Consider the following 20894-nt stretch of genomic DNA (forward strand, 5'->3'; position numbering starts at 1 on the left):
ACATAATTTTCCGAAAAATCAAAAAATCCAATACGAGATAGAAAAAAACTGCAAGGAAATCCTTACAGTTTAAGTTTAAACGTTTAAGACCTTGTCCAAGAACTCTTTCAGACGTGGGTGTTGTGGGTTGTCAAAGATTTGATCTGGTGTTCCGTCTTCAAGGAACTCGCCATCTGCAGTAAAGATAACGCGGTTGGCAACCTGACGAGCAAATCCCATCTCATGGGTTACGATAATCATGGTCATACCTTGCTCAGCCAATTCCTTCATAACGTTTAGTACGTCTCCGACCATCTCAGGGTCAAGGGCAGAAGTTGGTTCATCAAAGAGCATGATGTCTGGATTCATTGCTAGTCCACGAGCGATAGCCACACGTTGTTTTTGACCACCTGATAGGCTATCTGGGTTAGCATTAGCTTTATCTGCTAGTCCAACCTTTTCAAGCAACTCCATTCCCAATTTCTCAGCTTCTTCCTTAGTCATCAACTTGTGCTCAATTGGAGCAAAAGTAATGTTGTCCAATACAGACATGTGTGGGAAGAGATTGAAGTGTTGGAAAACCATTCCGATATTTTCACGGACGTGGTCAACGTTGGTTGTTTTTTCAGTTAAGTCATAACCGTTCACAGTGATGTGACCACTAGTGACTTCTTCTAGAAGATTGAGGCTACGGAGGAAGGTTGACTTACCAGAACCTGAAGGACCGATGATACAAACAACATCTCCTTCATAGAACTTAGTCGTAATTCCTTTTAGGACTTCATTTTTTCCGTAGTTTTTGTGTAAATCATTTACATCAATTTTTAATTTTGCCATTAACGAATCCTCTTTTCTAAGCGTTTCGCTAGTCTAGTCAAAAGTGTGATAATTACAAGATAGAAGATAGCAAGGATTGCATACATCTTGAAACTTTGGTAGTTACGGGCGATGATAATCTTACCAGTTTGGAAGAGTTCAACCAAACCGATAGCAGATACGATGGTTGTATCTTTAAGAGCGATAACGAATTGGTTAACAAAGTTTGGCAACATCAATTTAGTTGCTTGTGGCAAGATAATCTTACGCATGGTTTTTCCATAAGAGATACCCAAGCTTCGGCTGGCTTCCATTTGGCCAACTGGAACGGCCTGAATACCACCACGAACGATTTCAGCGATATAAGCAGCCGCATTGAGTGAGAGGGCAATGGTACCGGCTACGAAGTCGTTAATTGGACTTTGTTGGCCTGTAATAGACTCGATGAAGTTTGGAATTCCCCAGAAGATGAAGGCTGCAAGAATCATCAAAGGAATACCACGGATAACGTCAACGAAAATCTCAGAAATCACACGAAGAGATTTGTAGGGGCTAACGCTAAACATACCGAAGATAATCCCGATAACAATAGCAATAGCAAATGAGATAAGAGCTAGAGCAAGAGTGATGCCAAGCCCGCTAAGGAGCTGTTTGTAGTTATTTTGAAGCAAGCCCCAGATAGTTGTCTCATCAACAGTGCTTGTTGAAGCAGATGAAGATTCGCTAGCTAGGTATTTATCAAGAATCTTTTGGAATTCTCCGTTTGCTTTAAGGTTTGCAAGTCCGTTATTGAACATTTCAATCAATTCAGGATTTGATCCTTTTTTAACGGCAAAGGCTGTTTCACCGATTGGAGTTCCAGCGATTGGAGTTTTCAATTTTTGACCTTGGCTGATAGAATATTTGAGAACAGGTTCATCATCCATAACGGCATCGATGGCACCAGTATTCAAACTGTCATACATTGAAGAACCATCAGCAAATGTTTTGATTTTGTAACCGTATTTGTTTTGATTTTCTGTTAGGAATGTTTGAGAAGCAGTTCCGTTTTTAACACCAACTGTCTTCCCTTTCAAATCTTCATAAGAAGCAATATTGCTTGATTCTTTGACACCAAGGATAGTATTGGCAGTGTAGTATGATTCTGAGAAGTCAAAAGTTGCCTTACGAGCATCAGTGACAGACATACCAGCAATGATACCATCAGCTTGACCAGCTTGAACAGCACTGATAGCAGCATCAAAACCAGGGTTGGTAATTTCAATTTCAAAACCTTGGTCTTTAGCGATTGCCTTAATCAATTCCATATCAATACCAGTAAATTGGTTACTTGAGTTTTGGAAAACAAAAGGTGCAAAAGAAGAATCGCTGGCAATAATGTATTTAGCTTTAACAGGAATGGCTTTTAAGCCTGCTAGAGTAGTTGTGGTTGGCACTGCTGAAGATGATGAAGCAGTCCATTTCTTGATGATTTTATCAAGACTACCATCTTTTTTCATTTCAGCCAAGGCTTGGTTAAATTCAGTGACTAGGTGCTCGTATTTGCTTCCTTTTTTAACACCGAAAGCAAAACTTCCGACAGCTTCACCATCCATTTCAATATGGAGGTCTTGACCTTGGTTAATGGCATACTCGATAACAGGTTTGTCATCCATCATGGCATCGATGGCACCAGCACTCAAGCTGTTGTTCATCAAATCACTAGTGTCAAATGTTTTAATAGTAAAGCCGTATTTATCTTTAATCGTTTCTAGGAAACGTTGAGCGGCTGTTCCGTTTTTAACACCAACGGTTTTGCCAGTTAATTGGTCATATTTACTAATCTTGTGTGCCTTTGTAGTTGCAATGACAACTTTTGTATCATAGTAAGTATCAGACATGGTGAAAACTTTTTCACGTTCTTTCGTCTTTGTCATCCCTGCCATGATAGCGTCAGCTTGACCAGCTTGAACCGCATTTACCGCTGCATCAAATCCAGGATAGGACATCTGAATATTCCATCCTTTAATCTCTGCGACTTTATTAATAATGTCAACATCAATTCCTTTATAAGTTTGATCTGAATCTTTAAACTCAAAAGGTGCGTAGGCGGTATCAGAAACAATCTTAATTGTCTCTGCTTTCGCAATACCTAATGAGAAAATTGGGAATAAAATTAGCAAAAATGCTAGAAATTTTTTCTTCATTTTTAGTCTCCTTTTCCGAATATTTTCCCATTATATCAGAAAAAGTAAAAAAAGGCAAATTTTTATATTTCTGTGTCAGAAAATATAACATTGTTTTTTCCTTTTCTTTCTTGAATTGCTACTATAAAGTGCTATAATAATAGTATATGATAGAAGAAAAGAGGACAGGGATATGAAGAACAAAAGAATATTTAAAGACTTCCAAGCTTCAAAAATGAGTTTAAACATTTACACAAGCCCCTTGTTAGCCTTTGCTTTTGTCTTCATAGGAGAGTTTGTGGCTTTTACTTTATATGGTATTAGTTTGTTAGCTCTTATCGGACTTGCTAGAAATTTTGGAGAGACTGGTCAAGCTTTTGCTACCTACTTGCAGACCTTGCAGCAGAGCTTGATGGATAAAACAAGTGACTTTCATTTAATTTTAGATTTACTGGCCTTTGGTTTTATACTCAACACTGTGTTCAGATGGGCTAAAAAAATTGAGAAAAGATCTATTCGGACTTTGGGATTTTATAGAGAGAATTTCCTCAGCAATTTTCTTAAAGGATTTGGCCTAGGCCTGGCACTTTTTCTTCTGACCTTGTTAGGTTTAGTGGCCTTGGGGCAATATCGTTTTGAGTCTATTCACTTAAATCCTTATTCGCTTGCCTTTGTTGTCTTTACTATCCCATTTTGGATTTTACAGGGGACAGCAGAAGAAGTAGTGTCGCGTACTTGGCTCCTTCCTCAATTGGCTTCAAGAACCAATCTAAAACTAGCTGTTCTTATATCGAGCCTGTTCTTTACCCTGCTTCATGTGGGAAATTCTGGTCTAACACCACTATCTCTAGTGAATCTCTTCTTATTCGGAGTTGCCATGTCACTTTACCTCCTCAAAACAGATACAGTTTGGGGTGTAGCAGGTATTCATGGGGCTTGGAATTTTGCTCAGGGCAATCTCTTTGGGATTTTAGTTAGTGGTCAACCATCAGGAACGTCATTGATGACCTTTTTACCACAAGGCAATCAAGACTGGCTGTCAGGTGAATCTTTTGGAATTGAAGGTTCTATCATGACAAGTCTAGTCTTGCTACTGCTGATTCTCTACCTTATCTATCAATTAAAGAAAGAAAATGAAAGGATGTGACTTCGGTCCGTCCTTTTCTTCGTGAAAATGCAACAAGTATGCTAAAATAGGAATAGCACATGGAGAGAGGATTCTTATGATCAATCGTATTACAGATAATCAATTTAAACTAGTATCAAAATATCAACCATCAGGAGATCAACCCCAAGCTATCGAGCAGTTGGTTGATAATATCGAGGGTGGAGAAAAAGCTCAGATTCTGATGGGGGCAACTGGAACAGGGAAGACCTATACCATGAGTCAGGTCATTTCCAAAGTCAATAAACCAACTTTGGTCATCGCTCACAATAAGACTCTGGCAGGACAGCTTTATGGGGAGTTTAAGGAATTTTTCCCTGAAAATGCAGTTGAGTATTTCGTATCCTACTATGATTATTACCAGCCCGAGGCCTATGTCCCTTCCAGCGATACCTATATTGAAAAGGATAGCTCTGTCAATGATGAGATTGACAAACTTCGTCACTCAGCGACTTCGGCCCTTCTGGAGCGTAATGATGTTATCGTCGTGGCTTCAGTCTCTTGTATCTATGGTCTGGGTTCGCCCAAGGAATACGCTGATAGTGTCGTTAGTCTGCGTCCAGGTCTTGAAATTTCTCGTGATAAACTCTTGAATGACTTGGTTGATATCCAGTTTGAACGTAATGATATTGATTTCCAACGGGGAAGATTTCGTGTGCGTGGGGATGTGGTGGAGATTTTCCCAGCATCTCGTGATGAACACGCTTTTCGAGTAGAGTTTTTTGGGGATGAGATTGACCGTATTCGTGAGGTTGAGGCCCTAACTGGACAGGTATTGGGAGAAGTGGATCATTTGGCGATTTTCCCTGCGACTCACTTTGTGACCAATGACGACCACATGGAAGTTGCCATTGCCAAGATTCAGGCAGAATTAGAAGAGCAACTAGCTGTCTTTGAAAAGGAAGGTAAATTGCTTGAAGCTCAACGTTTGAAACAGCGGACAGAGTATGATATCGAAATGTTGCGTGAGATGGGCTATACCAATGGTGTCGAAAACTACTCACGCCACATGGATGGACGGAGCGAAGGAGAGCCTCCTTATACCCTTCTCGACTTCTTCCCAGATGATTTCTTGATTATGATTGACGAAAGTCACATGACCATGGGACAAATCAAGGGCATGTACAATGGAGACCGTTCTCGTAAGGAAATGTTAGTAAATTATGGTTTCCGTTTGCCCTCCGCCTTGGACAATCGTCCTCTCCGTCGTGAAGAGTTTGAAAGTCATGTGCACCAGATTGTCTACGTTTCAGCGACACCTGGTGACTATGAAAATGAACAGACTGAGACAGTGATTGAGCAAATCATTCGTCCGACAGGTCTTTTGGATCCTGAGGTGGAGGTCCGTCCGACTATGGGACAGATTGATGACCTCTTAGGTGAAATCAATGCCCGTGTTGAAAAGAATGAACGAACCTTTATTACCACCTTGACCAAGAAAATGGCAGAGGACTTAACCGACTACTTCAAGGAAATGGGCATCAAGGTCAAGTACATGCACTCGGATATTAAGACCTTGGAGAGGACAGAGATTATCCGTGACCTGCGCTTGGGTGTCTTTGATGTCTTGGTCGGAATCAACCTGCTCCGTGAAGGGATTGACGTACCTGAAGTGAGTCTCGTAGCTATTCTCGATGCTGACAAGGAAGGTTTCCTTCGTAACGAGCGTGGACTTATCCAGACCATCGGACGTGCTGCCCGTAACAGCGAAGGCCATGTCATCATGTATGCGGACACGGTTACCCAGTCTATGCAACGTGCTATCGATGAAACTGCCCGTCGTCGGAAAATCCAGATGGCTTATAATGAAGAGCATGGTATCGTTCCACAGACAATCAAGAAGGAAATCCGTGACCTGATTGCTGTAACTAAGGCAGTTGCCAAGGAAGAGGACAAGGAAGTCGATATTAACAGCCTCAACAAACAAGAACGTAAAGAGCTTGTCAAGAAACTTGAAAAACAAATGCAAGAAGCCGTCGAAGTGCTTGACTTTGAACTAGCAGCTCAGATACGTGATATGATGCTGGAAGTCAAGGCGTTGGATTAGAATATTACCTAAAGGAGAAAAAATGTCCCGTTCCCAATTAACGATTTTAACAAATATTTGTCTGATTGAAGACCTCGAAACTCAGCACGTGGTTATGCAGTATCGCTCTCCTGAAACCAATCGCTGGTCAGGTTATGCCTTTCCTGGAGGTCATGTAGAAAATGGTGAGGCTTTTGCGGAGTCTGTCATTCGCGAAATCTACGAAGAAACAGGATTGACTATCCAAAATCCTCAACTTGTCGGTATTAAAAATTGGCCACTAGATACAGGTGGGCGCTATATTGTCGTTTGTTATAAGGCGACTGAGTTCTCTGGTACCCTTCGCTCTTCAGATGAAGGAGAAGTTTCTTGGGTGCAAAAAGACCAGATTCCAAATTTGAATCTGGCCTATGATATGCTACCCTTGATGGAGATGATGGAAGCTCCGGATAAATCGGAGTTTTTCTACCGCCACCGTACAGATGATGGCTGGGAGAAAGAAACTTTTTAGTTCTATGATTAGTCGATAGGTGTTATCTTTTAAAGTAAGGTACTGAAATATAGGTTAAGTATGGTGGTGTAAGTCAACTTAATATCTCTAAATTTCTTATTATTCTTTTCGATCTATATTTTGAACAATCTCCACCTTCAATTTTGAAATCAGAGATTGTTTTATTTTATGGTAAAATCTTAAAATATGAAAGGAAGTACCAGAAAGTGGTTGATAAAGTAATTGAACAATATGCAAAACAAGATAATCTTGATATTAGAGTAAACATACATAAGAAGTATTCAAAAAATAAATTAGGATTTAACAATTGGATATTTTCCAACTACCAAATCACTAATGAAGTAAAGGTTCTAGAATTGGGATGTGGTACAGGAGAACTGTGGAAAAGTAATATTGATTCTATAGATAAAATGAAGCAGTTGGTTATTACAGATTTTTCTAAAGATATGGTGAAAACAACGAAGTCAGTGATTGGAAATAGAGACAATGTCAACTATGAAATAATGGATATTCAAAAGATTTCTTTTGAGGATGAAACGTTTGATATTGTTATTGCTAATATGCTTCTACATCATGTAAATGATATTCCTAAAGCGCTCTCTGAGGTGAATAGAGTTTTAAAAACAGGCGGAATTTTTTACTGTGCTACATTTGGTGAAAATGGAGTTGTAGATTATTTGGCAAGTTTATTTAAAGATGAGGTTAATCAAGATTTGGAAAATAAAACTTTTACTTTACAAAATGGCAAAAGGTACCTGAGTAGGTATTTTAACTCTGTCGATACATTACTTTATGATGATGAGTTACAGGTAACTAGCATAGATGATCTAGTTAAATACATCCAATCCTTTAAAGGAATTTCAGAAATAGGTTCGCTAGAAGAAAAAGTCATTCGTAAAAGATTGGAAGTACATTTTCATAAGGGTAAGTTAATTATTCCTAAAGAATATGGTATGTTTATTGCTCGAAAGTAAAATTAAGGGAACGAAATTGTGAAAAATTAAGGAGAAACTTTTCAATATAAAATCAAGCGGATAGTCTTTAGAGCCTGCTATAGCTGATTCTATATAAAGGTCTCAATCTTTTGGATTTGGAGAACTTTCTTGGGTGCAAAAAGACCAGATTCCAAACTTGGATCTGGCCTATGATATGCTACCTTTGATGGAGATAATGGAAGCTCCGGACAAATCTGAATTTTTCTACCCTCGCCGTACAGAAGTCGATTGGGAAAAGAAAATTTTCTAATCCTTTACTAAATAACCTAGCTGATCCAAGGCCTCCTCGATATAGCGGAGGTCTTGTTGTGTTTCAGCTTCGACTAGGTGGTAATGGATGCCATCTGTCAATTCAGACAGAGGTCTAAAGTCAGAATGCTCGACTTGTTCAAGAAAATGTTGCACGTCTCGGCGACAAGACAGTTTCAGCAAGGTTTCGATTTCTCCATAAACGGGATGGTCAATCAAAGTGTTTTGAACACGTCCACCATTATCTACGATAGCAAGGAGTTCTTGACCGATTTCTTCAACTTCATGTTTCACTTTGAAAAGTTTGTGAACATAAGGATTGGTTTCAATTTGCTTATAGATGTAGCCACGATTGGTGGATAGGATAGGAGCGCCATCGGCTCTCAAAATTGCAATGTCCTGAACAATGACCTGACGTGTGACATGAAAATGTTCCGCCAAACTTTGGCCATTAAGGGCTTTAGAAGCTTCTCTCAAGAGTTGGAGCAGAGCATGTTTGCGATCTTTTGTCATAGCTTTTCCTTTTTAACGGCGTTTTCGAAGCACTTTATAGACAGCTAGTGCTAATGTATAGTCTACCATACTATGGATAATTGTACCAAATCCAACTAGTACAAATAGAACATAAAACATATTTTCTACATTGGTACCAGAAGTTGCGTAAAAAAGGACACAGGCTAATACTTCAGCAAGGGCATGGACAAGCGCTAACACAAAATTGAAAATCCAGGAAGCTTTTGGTTTATCTAGGGTATCGGGGAATTTTTGTAGGTAAAGAGCCCCAAAAGTCCCAAAAAAGATATGGGAAAAAGCTCGAAAAACGATAACCATGGGATAGCCGGCCATCAAGAATCCAAAACTAGAGGCTAGGATGACAAAAACAGCCATCAAGGGCGATAAGAACATGGCAATAAAAATAGCGATGTGGCTTCCTAAAGTATAGGAAGCAGGAGGAATGACAATCTTAAAAGGCATAACAATTGGAATCAAAATCGCAATAGCCGTTAAAAGGGCAGTCATTGTCATAAATTGTGTCTTTTTCCGTGTATTCATAAGAATCTCCTTTTAACTGTATATACACTAGTATAGTACTATAAACAAGACAATAAATCAAGGATTTACTTAAGTTTATAGGCCATTTTAAATTAAATATTGGCAAAGATTTCACTAAAAAGAAACTGTATAGAGCAAAATCTCCACCTTCAAGTTTGAAAGCGGAGATTATTTTTATTTCTTCAAGGTTTGTAGTCTTGGAACAATGGCTAGGGTTAGAACTGCGGAAATGACTAATTCAGCAATCGAATTTGTTGAGATAACAGTTGCTAGGAGTTTTTGGATATTCCCATCAAAGACATTTCCAAAAAGGTAGAAAATTCCACCAAGTACAAAGACTGTGTTAGTAAGTGAACCAAGGGCACCAGCTAGAATCAGACCAGTTTTATTTTTCATCAGTTTATAAACTAGATAAGGAGTTAAACCAATCAAAATACGTGGGACGATGGCAATGATAGCTGAGTAGATGTTTCCATTTGGTACAAATGGGGAAAAGAGATAGCTTGTCGGTAGAATCGTAATCGTGTTAACGGTCAAGCTAAGTAGTCCCATTAAAAATCCAAGTGTAACCCCAACTCGTGGACCGTAAATAATGCTGGCAATAATGACAGGAATATGAACGATGGTCGGTTTGATTGGAAATGGAAAAAGGTTAAAGATAAGTGAGCTTAGAAAATGAATCACAAGCATGGTTGCAAAAAAGATAGCAATAGGTGCAATATTAGAGCGTTTTTTCATCGAGAGTTTCCTTTATTCTTTCTAAAATAATTGTGAGGTCGGCTAAAGCTCCTCGTCCGTGGTCTCCACAAGCTAGTAGAGATTCTTTAGGAGCAATCAGCTGATAGCCGTAGGTTTCTAATGTTTTCAGATTAGCCTGAGTTGCCGGATGGTCATACATTTTTGTATTCATTGCTGGTGCGATGAGTTTGGGAATATGACTGGGCAAGGCTAGAGCTGTACAGGTCACCATGTTGTCCGCAAAGCCGTGTGCTAGTTTTGCAATAGTGTTAGCAGTTGCAGGGGCTACGATGAATAAATCTGCTTTTTTTCCAAGTTCGATATGATTGACTTGATCAGGATAGGGTTCCTTTATGACATCCAAGTGAACAGGATTCTGTGAGAGTACCTGTAGTGTCAAGGGTTGGATAAACTCTGTAGCAGCCTGAGTCATTAAGACAGTGACTTGATGGCCTTGTTTTTTTAGAGAGCTGACTAAATCTGCCGACTTGTAAGAGGCGATTGACCCCGTTATAGCCAAGAGAATGTTTGCCATAGCTTTCCTTTCTATGAATGATAGGCTTGAATTTTTTCAAGGAGGAGTTCTGCAATTTCTTCTTTAGTGTTAACCTTTTGAAGATGATCTTTCTCAACAAAGATTGCGCGGTGTTGATTTGCTGAAATTTGAGTCAGGTCATTTGCAATGATTAAGTCTGCTTGGTTTTTGATAAGACTTTTTCTAGCAATGTCAACCAGATGATCTTCGGTAACATCAACCAGCAACTTAAATCCAATCAGATGAATAGGAGGATTCCATTCCTTGATTAGAGAGATGATTTTTGGAGTCTTTTTTAGGAATAAAACCTGAATCTCATCAGTCGAAGAAATCTTTGCCTGATGATTCTGCTTGCTTAAAAATTCTTCTAGATTGGAACTAGACTGAATTTCCTCTAGACCTGTCATATAAACAGGAGTGTAATCAGACACAGCCATTGAGTGAATCAAGACCTGATAGTCCTTGACACGTTCTTGCATTTCAAGGAGAAGGTCGTTTGTATTGTTAATTTCTTGAATGCTTAGGTTGGGATGGGCTTCTGGCTTCACAGCTCGTTTTGTTGTTATCAGACAAACTTCATGCCCCGCAGTAAGCAGGGTTTCTGTGATGATTTTCCCCAAGTGACCTGTAGAATGGTTAGTGATAGAGCGGACTCTATCGATAGCTTCACTGGTACCGCCCGATGTAACTAAAATTTTCATAGCACTATTGTACACAAAAATAAACGGTAAGTAAAATGAAAGTGATAAATTTTTGGTAAAAACGAAGATTTACTATAGTTTCAAACTATAAAGCCATATAAAATTTAAGAAAGGGCTCTAAAAACCTTGAAAATAGGGATATTCACGAACGTTTATAGAGTTTAAGAATGTTAAAAATCTTGTTTTGTGTTATAATGAATTATCATATAAGAGGTTAGAGGAGTTTTGAATGAAAACAGATATTGAAATCGCACAGAGTATTGAGCTGAAGCCAATCGTTGATGTTGTAGAGAAACTTGGTATTTCTTACGACGATTTGGAGTTGTACGGAAAGTACAAGGCTAAGCTCAGCTTTGATAAAATTCGTGCAGTTGAGAGCAATCCAGTTGGAAAATTGATTCTGGTTACTGCCATCAACCCAACACCTGCAGGTGAAGGAAAATCAACCATTACCATTGGTCTTGCAGATGCCTTAAACAAAATCGGCAAGAAAACCATGATTGCTATTCGCGAACCATCTCTTGGTCCAGTAATGGGAATTAAGGGTGGTGCGGCAGGTGGTGGTTATGCCCAAGTTTTGCCAATGGAAGACATCAACCTTCATTTTACTGGGGATATGCATGCCATTACAACTGCTAACAATGCTCTTTCTGCCTTGATTGACAACCACTTGCACCAAGGAAATGAGTTGGGAATTGACCAACGTCGTATTCTCTGGAAACGTGTAGTGGACTTGAACGACCGAGCACTTCGTCACGTGACCGTAGGACTTGGTGGCCCTCTAAACGGTATTCCTCGTGAGGATGGCTTTGACATTACCGTCGCTTCCGAAATCATGGCGATTCTTTGCTTGGCTACGGACATCGAGGACTTGAAACGCCGTTTGGCTAATATTGTTATTGGTTATCGTTACGACCGTACACCAGTTTCTGTAGGTGATTTGCAGGTTGAAGGTGCCTTGGCTTTGATTTTGAAGGATGCTATTAAACCAAACTTGGTTCAGACAATTTATGGAACACCTGCTTTTGTGCACGGTGGTCCATTTGCCAATATTGCTCACGGATGTAACTCTGTCTTAGCAACTACAACAGCCCTTCACTTGGCTGATTACACAGTTACTGAAGCTGGTTTTGGTGCAGACCTTGGTGCCGAGAAATTCCTTGATATTAAGACACCAAACTTGCCAACATCTCCAGATGCAGTAGTTATTGTCGCAACCCTTCGAGCCCTTAAGATGAATGGTGGTGTGGCTAAAGACGCTTTGACAGAGGAAAATGTGGAGGCGGTTCGTGCCGGTTTTGCTAACTTGAAACGCCACGTTGAAAATATCCGTAAGTTCGGTATTCCTGCAGTAGTAGCTATTAATGAATTTGTCTCTGATACAGAAGCTGAAATTGCAGCCTTGAAAGAACTCTGTGCTTCTATTGATGTGCCAGTTGAACTAGCAAGTGTCTGGGCTGATGGTGCAGAAGGTGGAGTAGCTCTTGCTGAAACGGTTGTCAAGACTATCGCTGAAAACCCATCTAACTATAAACGTTTGTATGATAATGACCTTTCTGTCCAAGAAAAGATTGAAAAGATTGTTACTGAAATCTACCGTGGTAGCAAAGTGAACTTTGAGAAGAAAGCTCAAACACAAATCGCTCAAATCGTTCAAAACGGTTGGGACAAATTGCCAATCTGTATGGCTAAAACTCAATATAGTTTCTCTGACAATCCAAATTCGCTTGGAGCACCAGAAAACTTTGAAATTACCATTCGTGAATTGGTACCAAAATTAGGTGCAGGCTTCATCGTTGCCCTAACTGGTGATGTCATGACCATGCCAGGACTTCCAAAACGACCAGCAGCCCTCAACATGGATGTTGAAAGCGATGGAACCGTTCTAGGTTTGTTCTAGTATATTGAAATTGACTTCATACTCTTCGAAAATCTCTTCAAACCACGTCAGCTTCACCTTGCCGTACTCAAGTACAGCCTGCGGCTAGCTTCCTAGTTTGCACTTCGATTTTCATTGAGTAATAAATGAGTTTGGAAATAATATCCAAGCTCATTTTTTATCTAGATATAAGAAGTTGCCTTCTACACGTAACCAGTCTAGGTAAAGATATTTTCCCTGAATTCTGATATAATAGAAATATTGACTTCAAGAGTAAGGAAGAGAAGATGAACACATTATTGAATGGAATGAATGACCGTCAGGCTGAGGCGGTGCAAACGACAGAAGGGCCCTTGTTGATCATGGCGGGGGCTGGTTCTGGAAAGACCAGAGTTTTGACCCACCGCATTGCTTATCTGATTGATGAAAAGCTAGTCAATCCTTGGAATATCTTGGCCATTACCTTTACCAACAAGGCTGCGCGTGAGATGAAGGAGCGTGCTTATAGCCTCAATCCAGCCACTCAGGACTGTTTGATTGCAACCTTTCACTCCATGTGTGTGCGTATTCTGCGTCGCGATGCGGAGCATATTGGCTACAACCGCAATTTTACTATTGTAGATCCAGGGGAGCAACGAACTCTCATGAAACGCATTCTCAAGCAATTAAACTTAGATCCGAAAAAATGGAATGAACGGAGCATTTTAGGGACTATTTCCAATGCCAAGAATGATTTGATTGATGATGTAGCTTATGCTGCCCAAGCTGGCGATATGTATACGCAAATCGTAGCTCAGTGTTATACAGCCTATCAAAAAGAGCTTCGCCAGTCAGAGTCGGTTGACTTTGATGATTTGATTATGCTGACCTTGCGTCTCTTTGATCAAAATCCTGATGTTTTGACCTACTACCAGCAAAAATTCCAATATATCCACGTTGATGAGTATCAAGATACCAACCATGCTCAGTACCAACTGGTCAAACTCTTAGCTTCACGCTTTAAAAATATCTGTGTGGTTGGGGATGCGGATCAGTCTATCTACGGTTGGCGTGGTGCTGATATGCAGAATATCTTGGATTTTGAGAAAGATTATCCCCAAGCCAAGGTTGTTTTGTTGGAGGAGAATTACCGTTCAACTAAAACCATTTTGCAAGCGGCCAACGAGGTCATTAAAAATAATAAAAACCGCCGTCCTAAGAATCTCTGGACTCAAAATGCGGATGGGGAGCAAATCGTATACTATCGTGCCGATGATGAGCTGGATGAGGCTGTATTTGTAGCTAGAACTATCGATGAACTTAGTCGCAGTCAAAACTTCCTTCACAAGGATTTTGCAGTTCTCTATCGTACAAATGCGCAGTCTCGTACTATTGAGGAAGCCCTGCTCAAGTCCAATATTCCTTATACAATGGTCGGCGGGACCAAGTTCTACAGCCGTAAGGAAATCCGTGATATTATTGCTTATCTCAACCTCATTGCTAATTTGAGTGACAATATCAGTTTTGAGCGTATTATCAACGAGCCTAAACGTGGAATTGGCCCAGGTACTGTTGAGAAAATCCGTGATTTTGCCAATATGCAAAACATGTCCATGCTAGATGCTTCAGCTAATATCATGTTATCTGGTATCAAGGGTAAAGCAGCCCAGTCAATTTGGGATTTTGCCAATATGGTTCTGGATTTGCGGGAGCAACTGGACCAATTAAGTATCACTGAGTTGGTTGAGGCGGTTCTAGAAAAAACAGGTTATGTCGATATTCTTAATGTCCAAGCGACTCTAGAAAGCAAGGCTCGGGTTGAAAATATCGAAGAGTTCCTCTCTGTGACGAAAAACTTTGATGACACCTCTGATGTGCCCGAAGATGAAACTGGTTTGGACAAACTGAGTCGTTTCTTAAATGACTTGGCCTTGATTGCGGATACAGATTCAGGTAGTCAGGAGACATCAGAAGTGACCTTGATGACCCTGCATGCTGCTAAGGGTCTTGAGTTTCCAGTTGTATTTTTGATTGGTATGGAAGAAAATGTCTTTCCGCTTAGCCGTGCGGCTGAAGATCAAGATGAATTAGAAGAAGAGCGTCGTCTTGCCTATGTAGGTATTACGCGTGCAGAGAAAATTCTCTATCTGACCAATGCCAATTCACGCCTGCTTTTTGGTCGTACCAACTACAACCGTCCGACTCGTTTTATTAACGAAATCAGTTCAGACTTGCTTGAGTATCAAGGATTGGCCCGTCCAGCAAATACAAGCTTTAAAGCGTCTTATAGCAGTGGTGGGGTTGCCTTCGGTCAAGGTATGAGTTTGGCTCAAGCTCTTCAAGACCGTAAACGCAGTGCTGCCCCAAAATCTATCCAGTCAAGCGGTCTCCCATTTGGTCCATTTACAGCTGGCGCAAAATCAGCGTCTAGTGAGTCAAATTGGTCCATTGGAGATATTGCTCTCCACAAGAAATGGGGAGAGGGAACTGTTCTGGAAGTTTCAGGTAGTGGTGCTACGCAGGAATTGAAAATCAATTTCCCAGAAGTAGGTTTGAAAAAACTTTTAGCCAGTGTGGCTCCAATTGAGAAAAAAATCTAATTTTCCATCCTTCTCACGAATAATAAAGTGAGGAGGATTTTTATGTACAGTATTTCATTCCAAGAAGATTCATTATTGCCAAGAGAGAGATTGGCCAAAGAAGGAGTTGAAGCGCTCAGTAACCAAGAGTTGCTAGCTATTCTACTCAGGACAGGAACACGTCAAGCTAGCGTTTTTGAAATTGCCCAGAAAGTCTTGAATAATCTTTCAAGCCTAACAGATTTGAAAAAAATGACCCTGCAGGAATTGCAGAGTCTATCTGGTATCGGGCGCGTTAAGGCCATAGAATTACAAGCAATGATTGAACTGGGGCATCGTATTCATAAACATGAGACTATTGAGATGGAAAGTATTCTCAGCAGTCAAAAGCTGGCCAAGAAGATGCAGCAGGAATTAGGGGACAAAAAACAAGAGCACCTGGTGGCGCTCTATCTCAATACTCAAAATCAAATCATCCATCAACAGACCATTTTTATCGGTTCTGCAACTCGTAGTATCGCTGAGCCGCGAGAGATTCTTCACTATGCTATCAAGCATATGGCGACTTCACTCATCTTGGTCCATAATCATCCTTCAGGAGCGGTAGCGCCTAGCCGAAATGATGATCATGTCACTAAACTTGTGAAAGAAGCCTGCGACCTGATGGGAATTGTCCTCTTGGACCATTTGATTGTCTCACATTCTAGTTACTTTAGTTACCGTGAAAAGACAGATTTAATCTAAAGTTCATTAACGACATAGTCAAAGAGATTTTTATCTTTGGGACGATTTTCAAATAGAAACTCTGGATGCCATTGGACACCGAGAAAGGCGACATCATCCGTACTCATGACAGCCTCAATGATACCATCTTTAGGATCATGAGCTGCAATCTTTAAGTTAGGTGCTAAATCCTTAATACTCTGGTGGTGGAAGGAGTTGATATGGGAGATTTCTCCATAGATTTCTCGGAGAACGGTATTTGGTTCTGTCACTAAGCGTTGGGTTGTGTACTCGGCGGAACAATCCTGCCAATGGTCTTCGATATCTTGGTACAAAGTTCCACCCATGGCAACGTTAAAGAGTTGGGTACCACGGCAGACAGAGAAAATGGGCTTTTTCTGTTTAATAGCTTCCTTGATGAGGGCCAGTTCGAAGATATCTCTTTGAAGGTGGTAGTCATCACTATCAATGGTTTTTGGTTCACCATAGAATTTTGGATCAACATTTTGCCCACCTGTCAAGATGAGCTTGTCAATCATACTGATATAGTGGCAGGCCATTTCTTGATTACCAATCGGTAGGATGATGGGAATCCCTCCAGCGTCTTTAACGCCTTCAACAAAGCCTTTTGCTGCGTAGCTCATCATGATGTCATCATCTGGATGAGTTTTTTCGTTTCCTGTAATCCCTATAACTGGTTTTTTCATAAAATGATTTTCGCTTTCTAATCCTCTTTTCGCATGAAATAGAGGAGGGTTTGGAGTTCGCTTGTCAAATCGACATACTGAACGACCACATCTTTTGGTAAATGCAGATGGACTGGTGAAAAACTAAGAATTCCTTTCACGCCAGCATCCACCAAGAGATTAGCAACCTCTTGTGACTTAACGCTGGGAACGGTCAGGATAGCAGTCTTGACATCAGCATCCTTGATTTTATCCTTTATTTGAGAAATCCCGTAAATAGGAATCCCATCAGGGGTTTGGCTACCGACTTCGGGATGGTCATCTAGGTCAAAGGCCATGATAATCTTCATCTTGTTACGTTCGTGGAAGCGATAGTGGAGAAGGGCATGGCCCATATTTCCAATACCTACCAGCATGACATTGGTGATGGAGTTATCATTGAGCAAATCGGCAAAAAATGTCATCAGTTTTTTGACATCATATCCAAATCCACGCCGACCTAGTTCACCAAAATAGGAAAAATCACGACGTACGGTCGCTGAATCAATCCCAATGGCCTCTGCAATTTGCTTAGAGTTGGCACGTTCAATCTTTTCTGCATGAAATCTCTTAAAAATTCGATAGTAGAGAGAGAGTCTTTTTGCTGTAGCTTTTGGAATAGCAGACTGTTTATCTTTCACAAAATCACAACCTTTCTATTCTTCTATTTTATAGAAACATTGTGAAAAAATCAACAAAAACAAGAAAAAACTAAGAAAAATCTTAGTTTTAATGTAAAAAATCTGCATGTGATAGAAAACGGTAGAGGTCTCCGACCAGACCTTGGTAAACTTCCTGGCCCTTAAAAGTCAAAGAAGTCACATAAAGTGTATCTGGTAGGGTCACACATCCTGACAGAGCCAGCATGAGAGCCTCATAATCTTCATACTTGAGAGTCCGCTCTACATGATAGTTATCCTTATAGGTCAGTTCAAACATTTTGGCTCTATCTTTCTGATTTTGTAAAGACACCACGTTCTACCAAGCTATCCATGAGGAAGTAGAATTTTTCCTGATGAATGTGGTGGTCTTCTGATTTGAAAATATCAACTAGACGAAGGCCAAACTTGTCAGTGATATTGATTTTAGCCCCTGTAAGTTCCTTGTTAATAATGATTTTGAGTTGGAAGCCTTCACCGCTGTTTGGCACTTTTTCCAAAAGGCGAGTCAATTCATAGTTACCAACCTTTGTCTCAAAAAAAGTGTTGTCTTTGAGGGTGAATTTTTTAACAGAAGGGCTAAGAGTGTAGTCGTAACGACAATTTTTTAACTGAATGGTTTTTTCAAATGCCATATGGCTAACCTCCGATAATTTCTTTTAAGGTTTTTGCGAGGGTTTGTAGGTCTTCAACAGTATTTTCTGGCGACAAACTGATACGAACGGATTCCTTCAAGCGTTCTGAATTTGCCCCATACATAGCTTCAAGAACATGGCTGGATTGAACAATGCCTGCCGTACAGGCTGAGCCAGTAGAGATTGAAATTCCAGCCAAATCTAGACGAAGGAGTAAGAGATCATTTTTCTGGCCAGGAAATCCAATATTGAGAACATAAGGGAGATGATGTTCTCCTCTATTCAAGTAATATTGAATGTCCTCTAGCTCTGCCAGAAAGGCAGTTTCTAAATTTTGTACATGTTGAAAATGTTCTTCTTGTTTTTCTAGGTCTTCTTTTAGGGCTGCAACCATAGCCACTATGGCAGCTAGATTTTCAGTCCCTGCACGTTTTTTCTGTTCTTGGTCTCCGCCATGGAGATAGGAATCAAAGTCCATGCCAGATGCGTAGAGAAAGCCGATTCCCTTAGGACCATGGAATTTATGGGCAGAAGCGGTGAGAAAATCAATGCCCAATTCTTCTGGGTGTATAGGGATTTTTCCGATTGCCTGAACTGCATCGACATGATAGGCAGCAGGGTGTTGCTTGAGTATTTGGCCAATTTCAGCAATGGGCAGTAGGTTTCCTGTCTCATTATTGGCAAACATGGTTGAAACCAAAATCGTATCGCCACGTAAAGCTTTTTGAATTTGTTGGGCTGTGATTTCTTGATTTTCTGGCTGGATAATGGTTGCTTCAAAACCGAAGTGTTGAACCAAGTAATCAATGGTTTCAAGGACGGCATGGTGCTCAATGGCAGTTGTGATGATATGTTTTCCTTGTTCTTGATGACGAAGGCAGTACCCAATGATAGCAGTATTGTTGCCTTCAGTCCCACCAGAAGTGAAAAAGATATGTTGAGGTTTTGTCCCTAGTAACTGAGCTAGTTCCTGACGGGCTTCTCGCAAGAGTTTGCCAGCTTGACGACCATGACCATGAATACTAGAAGGGTTTCCATGGGTTTCTTGCATCACCTTGGTCATAGCTGAAATAGCAACTGCTGACATAGGAGTCGTTGCAGCATTGTCCAAATAAATCAAAGAATCACCTTATTTCTTTTTGTTGTAGGCAAAGAGTGGGCTGACTGGTTTTCTTTCGTGGATACGGACGATAGCATCACCAATTAACTCACTAGCAGTGATGTAGCATACGTTTTTAGGAGTTTTTTCTTTTGTTGCTACTGAATCAGTCACAAGAATTTCTTTAATATTAGTATTGTCAAGAAGTTCAGCAGCACCTTCAACGAAGAGACCGTGGCTAGAAACAGCATAAATTTCTGTAGCCCCTTCACGTTCAACGATTTTAGCAGCTTCAGAGAAGGTACGTCCTGTATTTAAAATATCGTCAATCAAGATGGCTTTTTTACCTTCAACATCACCGATGATATAACCTTCGTTGCGAGTTGCATCGTCTTGAGGATAGTCGATAATGGCGATAGGAGCATCAAGATATTCAGCCAGGCTACGAGCACGTTTTACACCTGAATTTTTAGGGCTAACCACGACAACATCTGACCCAAGGAGCCCCTTATCGCAGTAATGTTTTGCAAATAGGGGAACTGTATAGAGGTTATCGACAGGAATATCAAAGAAACCTTGAACCTGAACAGCGTGTAAATCAAGCGTAAGGACACGGTCAACTCCAGCCTTAACCAGCATATTAGCAACTAGTTTAGCTGTAAGTGGCTCACGTGGTGAAGCAATGCGGTCTTGACGTGCATAGCCAAAATATGGAAGGACAACGTTGATACTGTGGGCACTTGCGCGCACACAAGCGTCAACCATGATCAACAATTCCATTAGGTGGTTGTTAACAGGGAAACTTGTTGATTGGATGATGTAAACATCATAACCACGGACACTTTCTTCGATATTTACTTGGATTTCTCCGTCTGAAAATTGACGTGATGATAGTTTTCCAAGTGGGACACCAACAGCTTGAGCAATTTTCTGTGCAATCTCTTGGTTAGAGTTGAGTGCGAAAAGTTTCATGTTTTTTCTATCTGACATTATAGACCGTCCTCTGTAAACTTTTTAAATCCTAGCCATATCTGCCTAGCCTATATGAACTGGGATTTTTGTATTTTATCTTTTCTATTTTACCAAAAAATAGAGATTATTTCAGCTATTTTTCATGCTTTTGACAAATCGGACCAATTTTGAGGGAGCTTTTTGATAAGTAATCTGATTTTCCTCTAAAAATTGTTGGAAATCCTGTTTGCCTTGCTCGTGATTTTCCACTTCAAGCTCTAATTCGTAATCTGTCATATCAAAGTACTGACTTTCATCCAGCGCCATGAGGCCAATAGCTGTTTGCATTTCATAGCGAAGTGTTGTTAGACAACCGAGTACCTGCCATTTCTTGCTTTGAATACCATGTTTCGCCAATTCATCCAGTACTAGCCCTTGAGGAAGTTCTTTCTTGATCAAATAGTTTTCTGCATCATTTAGTTGCAATTTTTGATTGTATTCCATGTTTCCAACACTTTGAGGGACTTTGAGTGTCAATTCTGCCCAGTCTTCAAAGGTTCGAATGCGCATAGCAACTTTCTTTTCTCGCAGCTCAAAATCAGGTGTGTCGATGTAGTAATTTTTTTGAAGAACAGGAGTGACACCTCTGAACTGGTCTTTTAGACGATCATATTCATCTTTTTTCAAGAGTGTTTTCAATTCAATTTCTAAATGTTTCATTTTTCTTACCTT

At 40.3% G+C, this 20894-nt stretch carries 21 protein-coding genes and 1 pseudogene; 8 read left to right on the forward strand and 14 right to left on the reverse strand.

Annotation, left to right across the window (positions count from 1 at the left end):
• Positions 1–75: 75 nt before the first annotated feature.
• Together CYK18_RS02145 and CYK18_RS02150 are read right to left on the reverse strand one after the other, a co-directional pair.
• Positions 76–816 carry an amino acid ABC transporter ATP-binding protein gene (locus tag CYK18_RS02145; RefSeq protein ID WP_001096321.1) on the reverse strand — a complete coding sequence of 247 codons (741 nt, stop codon included), beginning with the start codon at positions 814–816 and terminating at the stop codon, positions 76–78.
• A complete protein-coding gene (locus tag CYK18_RS02150) occupies positions 816–2981 on the reverse strand; it encodes an ABC transporter substrate-binding protein/permease (protein ID WP_101784776.1) in 2166 nt (721 codons plus the stop codon). Before CYK18_RS02150 ends, CYK18_RS02145 begins: the two co-directional genes overlap by 1 nt.
• 172 nt (positions 2982–3153) lie before the next feature.
• Here CYK18_RS02150 and CYK18_RS02155 point away from each other — a divergent pair, with 172 nt between their 5' ends.
• The 5 genes and pseudogenes from CYK18_RS02155 to CYK18_RS02175 all read left to right on the forward strand — a co-directional run.
• Positions 3154–4107: a CPBP family intramembrane glutamic endopeptidase gene (locus CYK18_RS02155; RefSeq protein ID WP_101784778.1), complete on the forward strand. Its 954-nt coding sequence runs from the start codon at positions 3154–3156 to the stop codon at positions 4105–4107.
• 76 nt (positions 4108–4183) lie between these two features.
• Complete coding sequence (gene uvrB, locus CYK18_RS02160; RefSeq protein ID WP_049544180.1) at positions 4184–6172, forward strand: excinuclease ABC subunit UvrB; 1989 nt, start codon at positions 4184–4186, stop codon at positions 6170–6172.
• Between the two features lie 22 nt (positions 6173–6194).
• The gene (locus CYK18_RS02165; protein WP_101781823.1) at positions 6195–6662 is read left to right on the forward strand and encodes an 8-oxo-dGTP diphosphatase; all 468 of its coding nucleotides are present in this window, start codon (positions 6195–6197) and stop codon (positions 6660–6662) included.
• 206 nt (positions 6663–6868) lie between these two features.
• Entirely contained in the window at positions 6869–7636 is a 768-nt protein-coding gene (locus CYK18_RS02170; RefSeq protein ID WP_257959169.1) for a class I SAM-dependent methyltransferase, read from the forward strand.
• Positions 7637–7754: 118 nt separating this feature from the next.
• Positions 7755–7907: pseudogene (locus tag CYK18_RS02175) on the forward strand (8-oxo-dGTP diphosphatase); the annotation flags it as partial.
• On the opposite strand, the gene CYK18_RS02180 reads toward CYK18_RS02175, so the two are convergent.
• The 5 genes from CYK18_RS02180 to coaB form a co-directional block, all read right to left on the reverse strand.
• Positions 7904–8419 carry a transcription repressor NadR gene (locus CYK18_RS02180; protein WP_101784780.1) on the reverse strand — a complete coding sequence of 172 codons (516 nt, stop codon included), beginning with the start codon at positions 8417–8419 and terminating at the stop codon, positions 7904–7906. The pseudogene CYK18_RS02175 and the gene CYK18_RS02180 sit on opposite strands and share 4 nt — an antisense overlap.
• Before the next feature lie 12 nt (positions 8420–8431).
• Positions 8432–8959, reverse strand: a complete 528-nt coding sequence (locus tag CYK18_RS02185; RefSeq protein WP_101784782.1) for an ECF transporter S component — start codon at positions 8957–8959, stop codon at positions 8432–8434.
• A gap of 174 nt (positions 8960–9133) precedes the next feature.
• Positions 9134–9697 carry an ECF transporter S component gene (locus CYK18_RS02190; RefSeq protein ID WP_000747412.1) on the reverse strand — a complete coding sequence of 188 codons (564 nt, stop codon included), beginning with the start codon at positions 9695–9697 and terminating at the stop codon, positions 9134–9136.
• Positions 9681–10232: a phosphopantothenoylcysteine decarboxylase gene (gene coaC, locus CYK18_RS02195; protein WP_101784784.1), complete on the reverse strand. Its 552-nt coding sequence runs from the start codon at positions 10230–10232 to the stop codon at positions 9681–9683. Before coaC ends, CYK18_RS02190 begins: the two co-directional genes overlap by 17 nt.
• A gap of 11 nt (positions 10233–10243) precedes the next feature.
• On the reverse strand, positions 10244–10933 hold the full coding sequence (coaB, locus tag CYK18_RS02200; protein WP_101784786.1) for a phosphopantothenate--cysteine ligase: 690 nt from the start codon (positions 10931–10933) through the stop codon (positions 10244–10246).
• Positions 10934–11162: 229 nt separating this feature from the next.
• On the opposite strand from coaB, the gene CYK18_RS02205 reads away from it, so the two are divergent.
• The 3 genes from CYK18_RS02205 to radC all read left to right on the forward strand — a co-directional run bounded on the left by CYK18_RS02205 (position 11163) and on the right by radC (position 16114).
• On the forward strand, positions 11163–12833 hold the full coding sequence (locus tag CYK18_RS02205; RefSeq protein ID WP_049524078.1) for a formate--tetrahydrofolate ligase: 1671 nt from the start codon (positions 11163–11165) through the stop codon (positions 12831–12833).
• A 266-nt stretch (positions 12834–13099) separates the two neighbouring features.
• Positions 13100–15391: a DNA helicase PcrA gene (pcrA, locus tag CYK18_RS02215; RefSeq protein ID WP_101784788.1), complete on the forward strand. Its 2292-nt coding sequence runs from the start codon at positions 13100–13102 to the stop codon at positions 15389–15391.
• A 42-nt stretch (positions 15392–15433) separates the two neighbouring features.
• Positions 15434–16114, forward strand: coding sequence for a RadC family protein (radC, locus tag CYK18_RS02220; protein WP_033677299.1), 681 nt, complete (start codon positions 15434–15436; stop codon positions 16112–16114).
• On the opposite strand, the gene CYK18_RS02225 is transcribed toward radC, so the two are convergent.
• The 7 genes from CYK18_RS02225 to CYK18_RS02255 all read right to left on the reverse strand — a co-directional run bounded on the left by CYK18_RS02225 (position 16111) and on the right by CYK18_RS02255 (position 20882).
• Positions 16111–16800 (reverse strand): gamma-glutamyl-gamma-aminobutyrate hydrolase family protein, encoded by a 690-nt coding sequence (locus CYK18_RS02225; RefSeq protein WP_023944221.1) that lies wholly within the window; start codon positions 16798–16800, stop codon positions 16111–16113. The genes radC and CYK18_RS02225 overlap by 4 nt on opposite strands.
• A 17-nt stretch (positions 16801–16817) precedes the next feature.
• Positions 16818–17459, reverse strand: a complete 642-nt coding sequence (locus tag CYK18_RS02230) for a redox-sensing transcriptional repressor Rex (RefSeq protein ID WP_000653414.1) — start codon at positions 17457–17459, stop codon at positions 16818–16820.
• An 88-nt stretch (positions 17460–17547) separates the two neighbouring features.
• Positions 17548–17757: a DUF4649 family protein gene (locus tag CYK18_RS02235; protein ID WP_004254203.1), complete on the reverse strand. Its 210-nt coding sequence runs from the start codon at positions 17755–17757 to the stop codon at positions 17548–17550.
• A 7-nt stretch (positions 17758–17764) separates the two neighbouring features.
• A complete protein-coding gene (locus tag CYK18_RS02240) occupies positions 17765–18112 on the reverse strand; it encodes a DUF1831 domain-containing protein (protein ID WP_000863540.1) in 348 nt (115 codons plus the stop codon).
• Between the two features lie 4 nt (positions 18113–18116).
• Positions 18117–19232, reverse strand: coding sequence for a cysteine desulfurase family protein (locus CYK18_RS02245; RefSeq protein WP_000639650.1), 1116 nt, complete (start codon positions 19230–19232; stop codon positions 18117–18119).
• Between the two features lie 9 nt (positions 19233–19241).
• Positions 19242–20201 carry a ribose-phosphate diphosphokinase gene (locus CYK18_RS02250; protein ID WP_001283823.1) on the reverse strand — a complete coding sequence of 320 codons (960 nt, stop codon included), beginning with the start codon at positions 20199–20201 and terminating at the stop codon, positions 19242–19244.
• A gap of 111 nt (positions 20202–20312) precedes the next feature.
• Positions 20313–20882, reverse strand: a complete 570-nt coding sequence (locus CYK18_RS02255; RefSeq protein WP_101784790.1) for a CYTH domain-containing protein — start codon at positions 20880–20882, stop codon at positions 20313–20315.
• Positions 20883–20894 lie beyond the last annotated feature (12 nt).

It is taken from the genome of Streptococcus mitis (genome assembly GCF_002860865.1).
Lineage (GTDB): Bacteria > Bacillota > Bacilli > Lactobacillales > Streptococcaceae > Streptococcus > Streptococcus mitis_AT.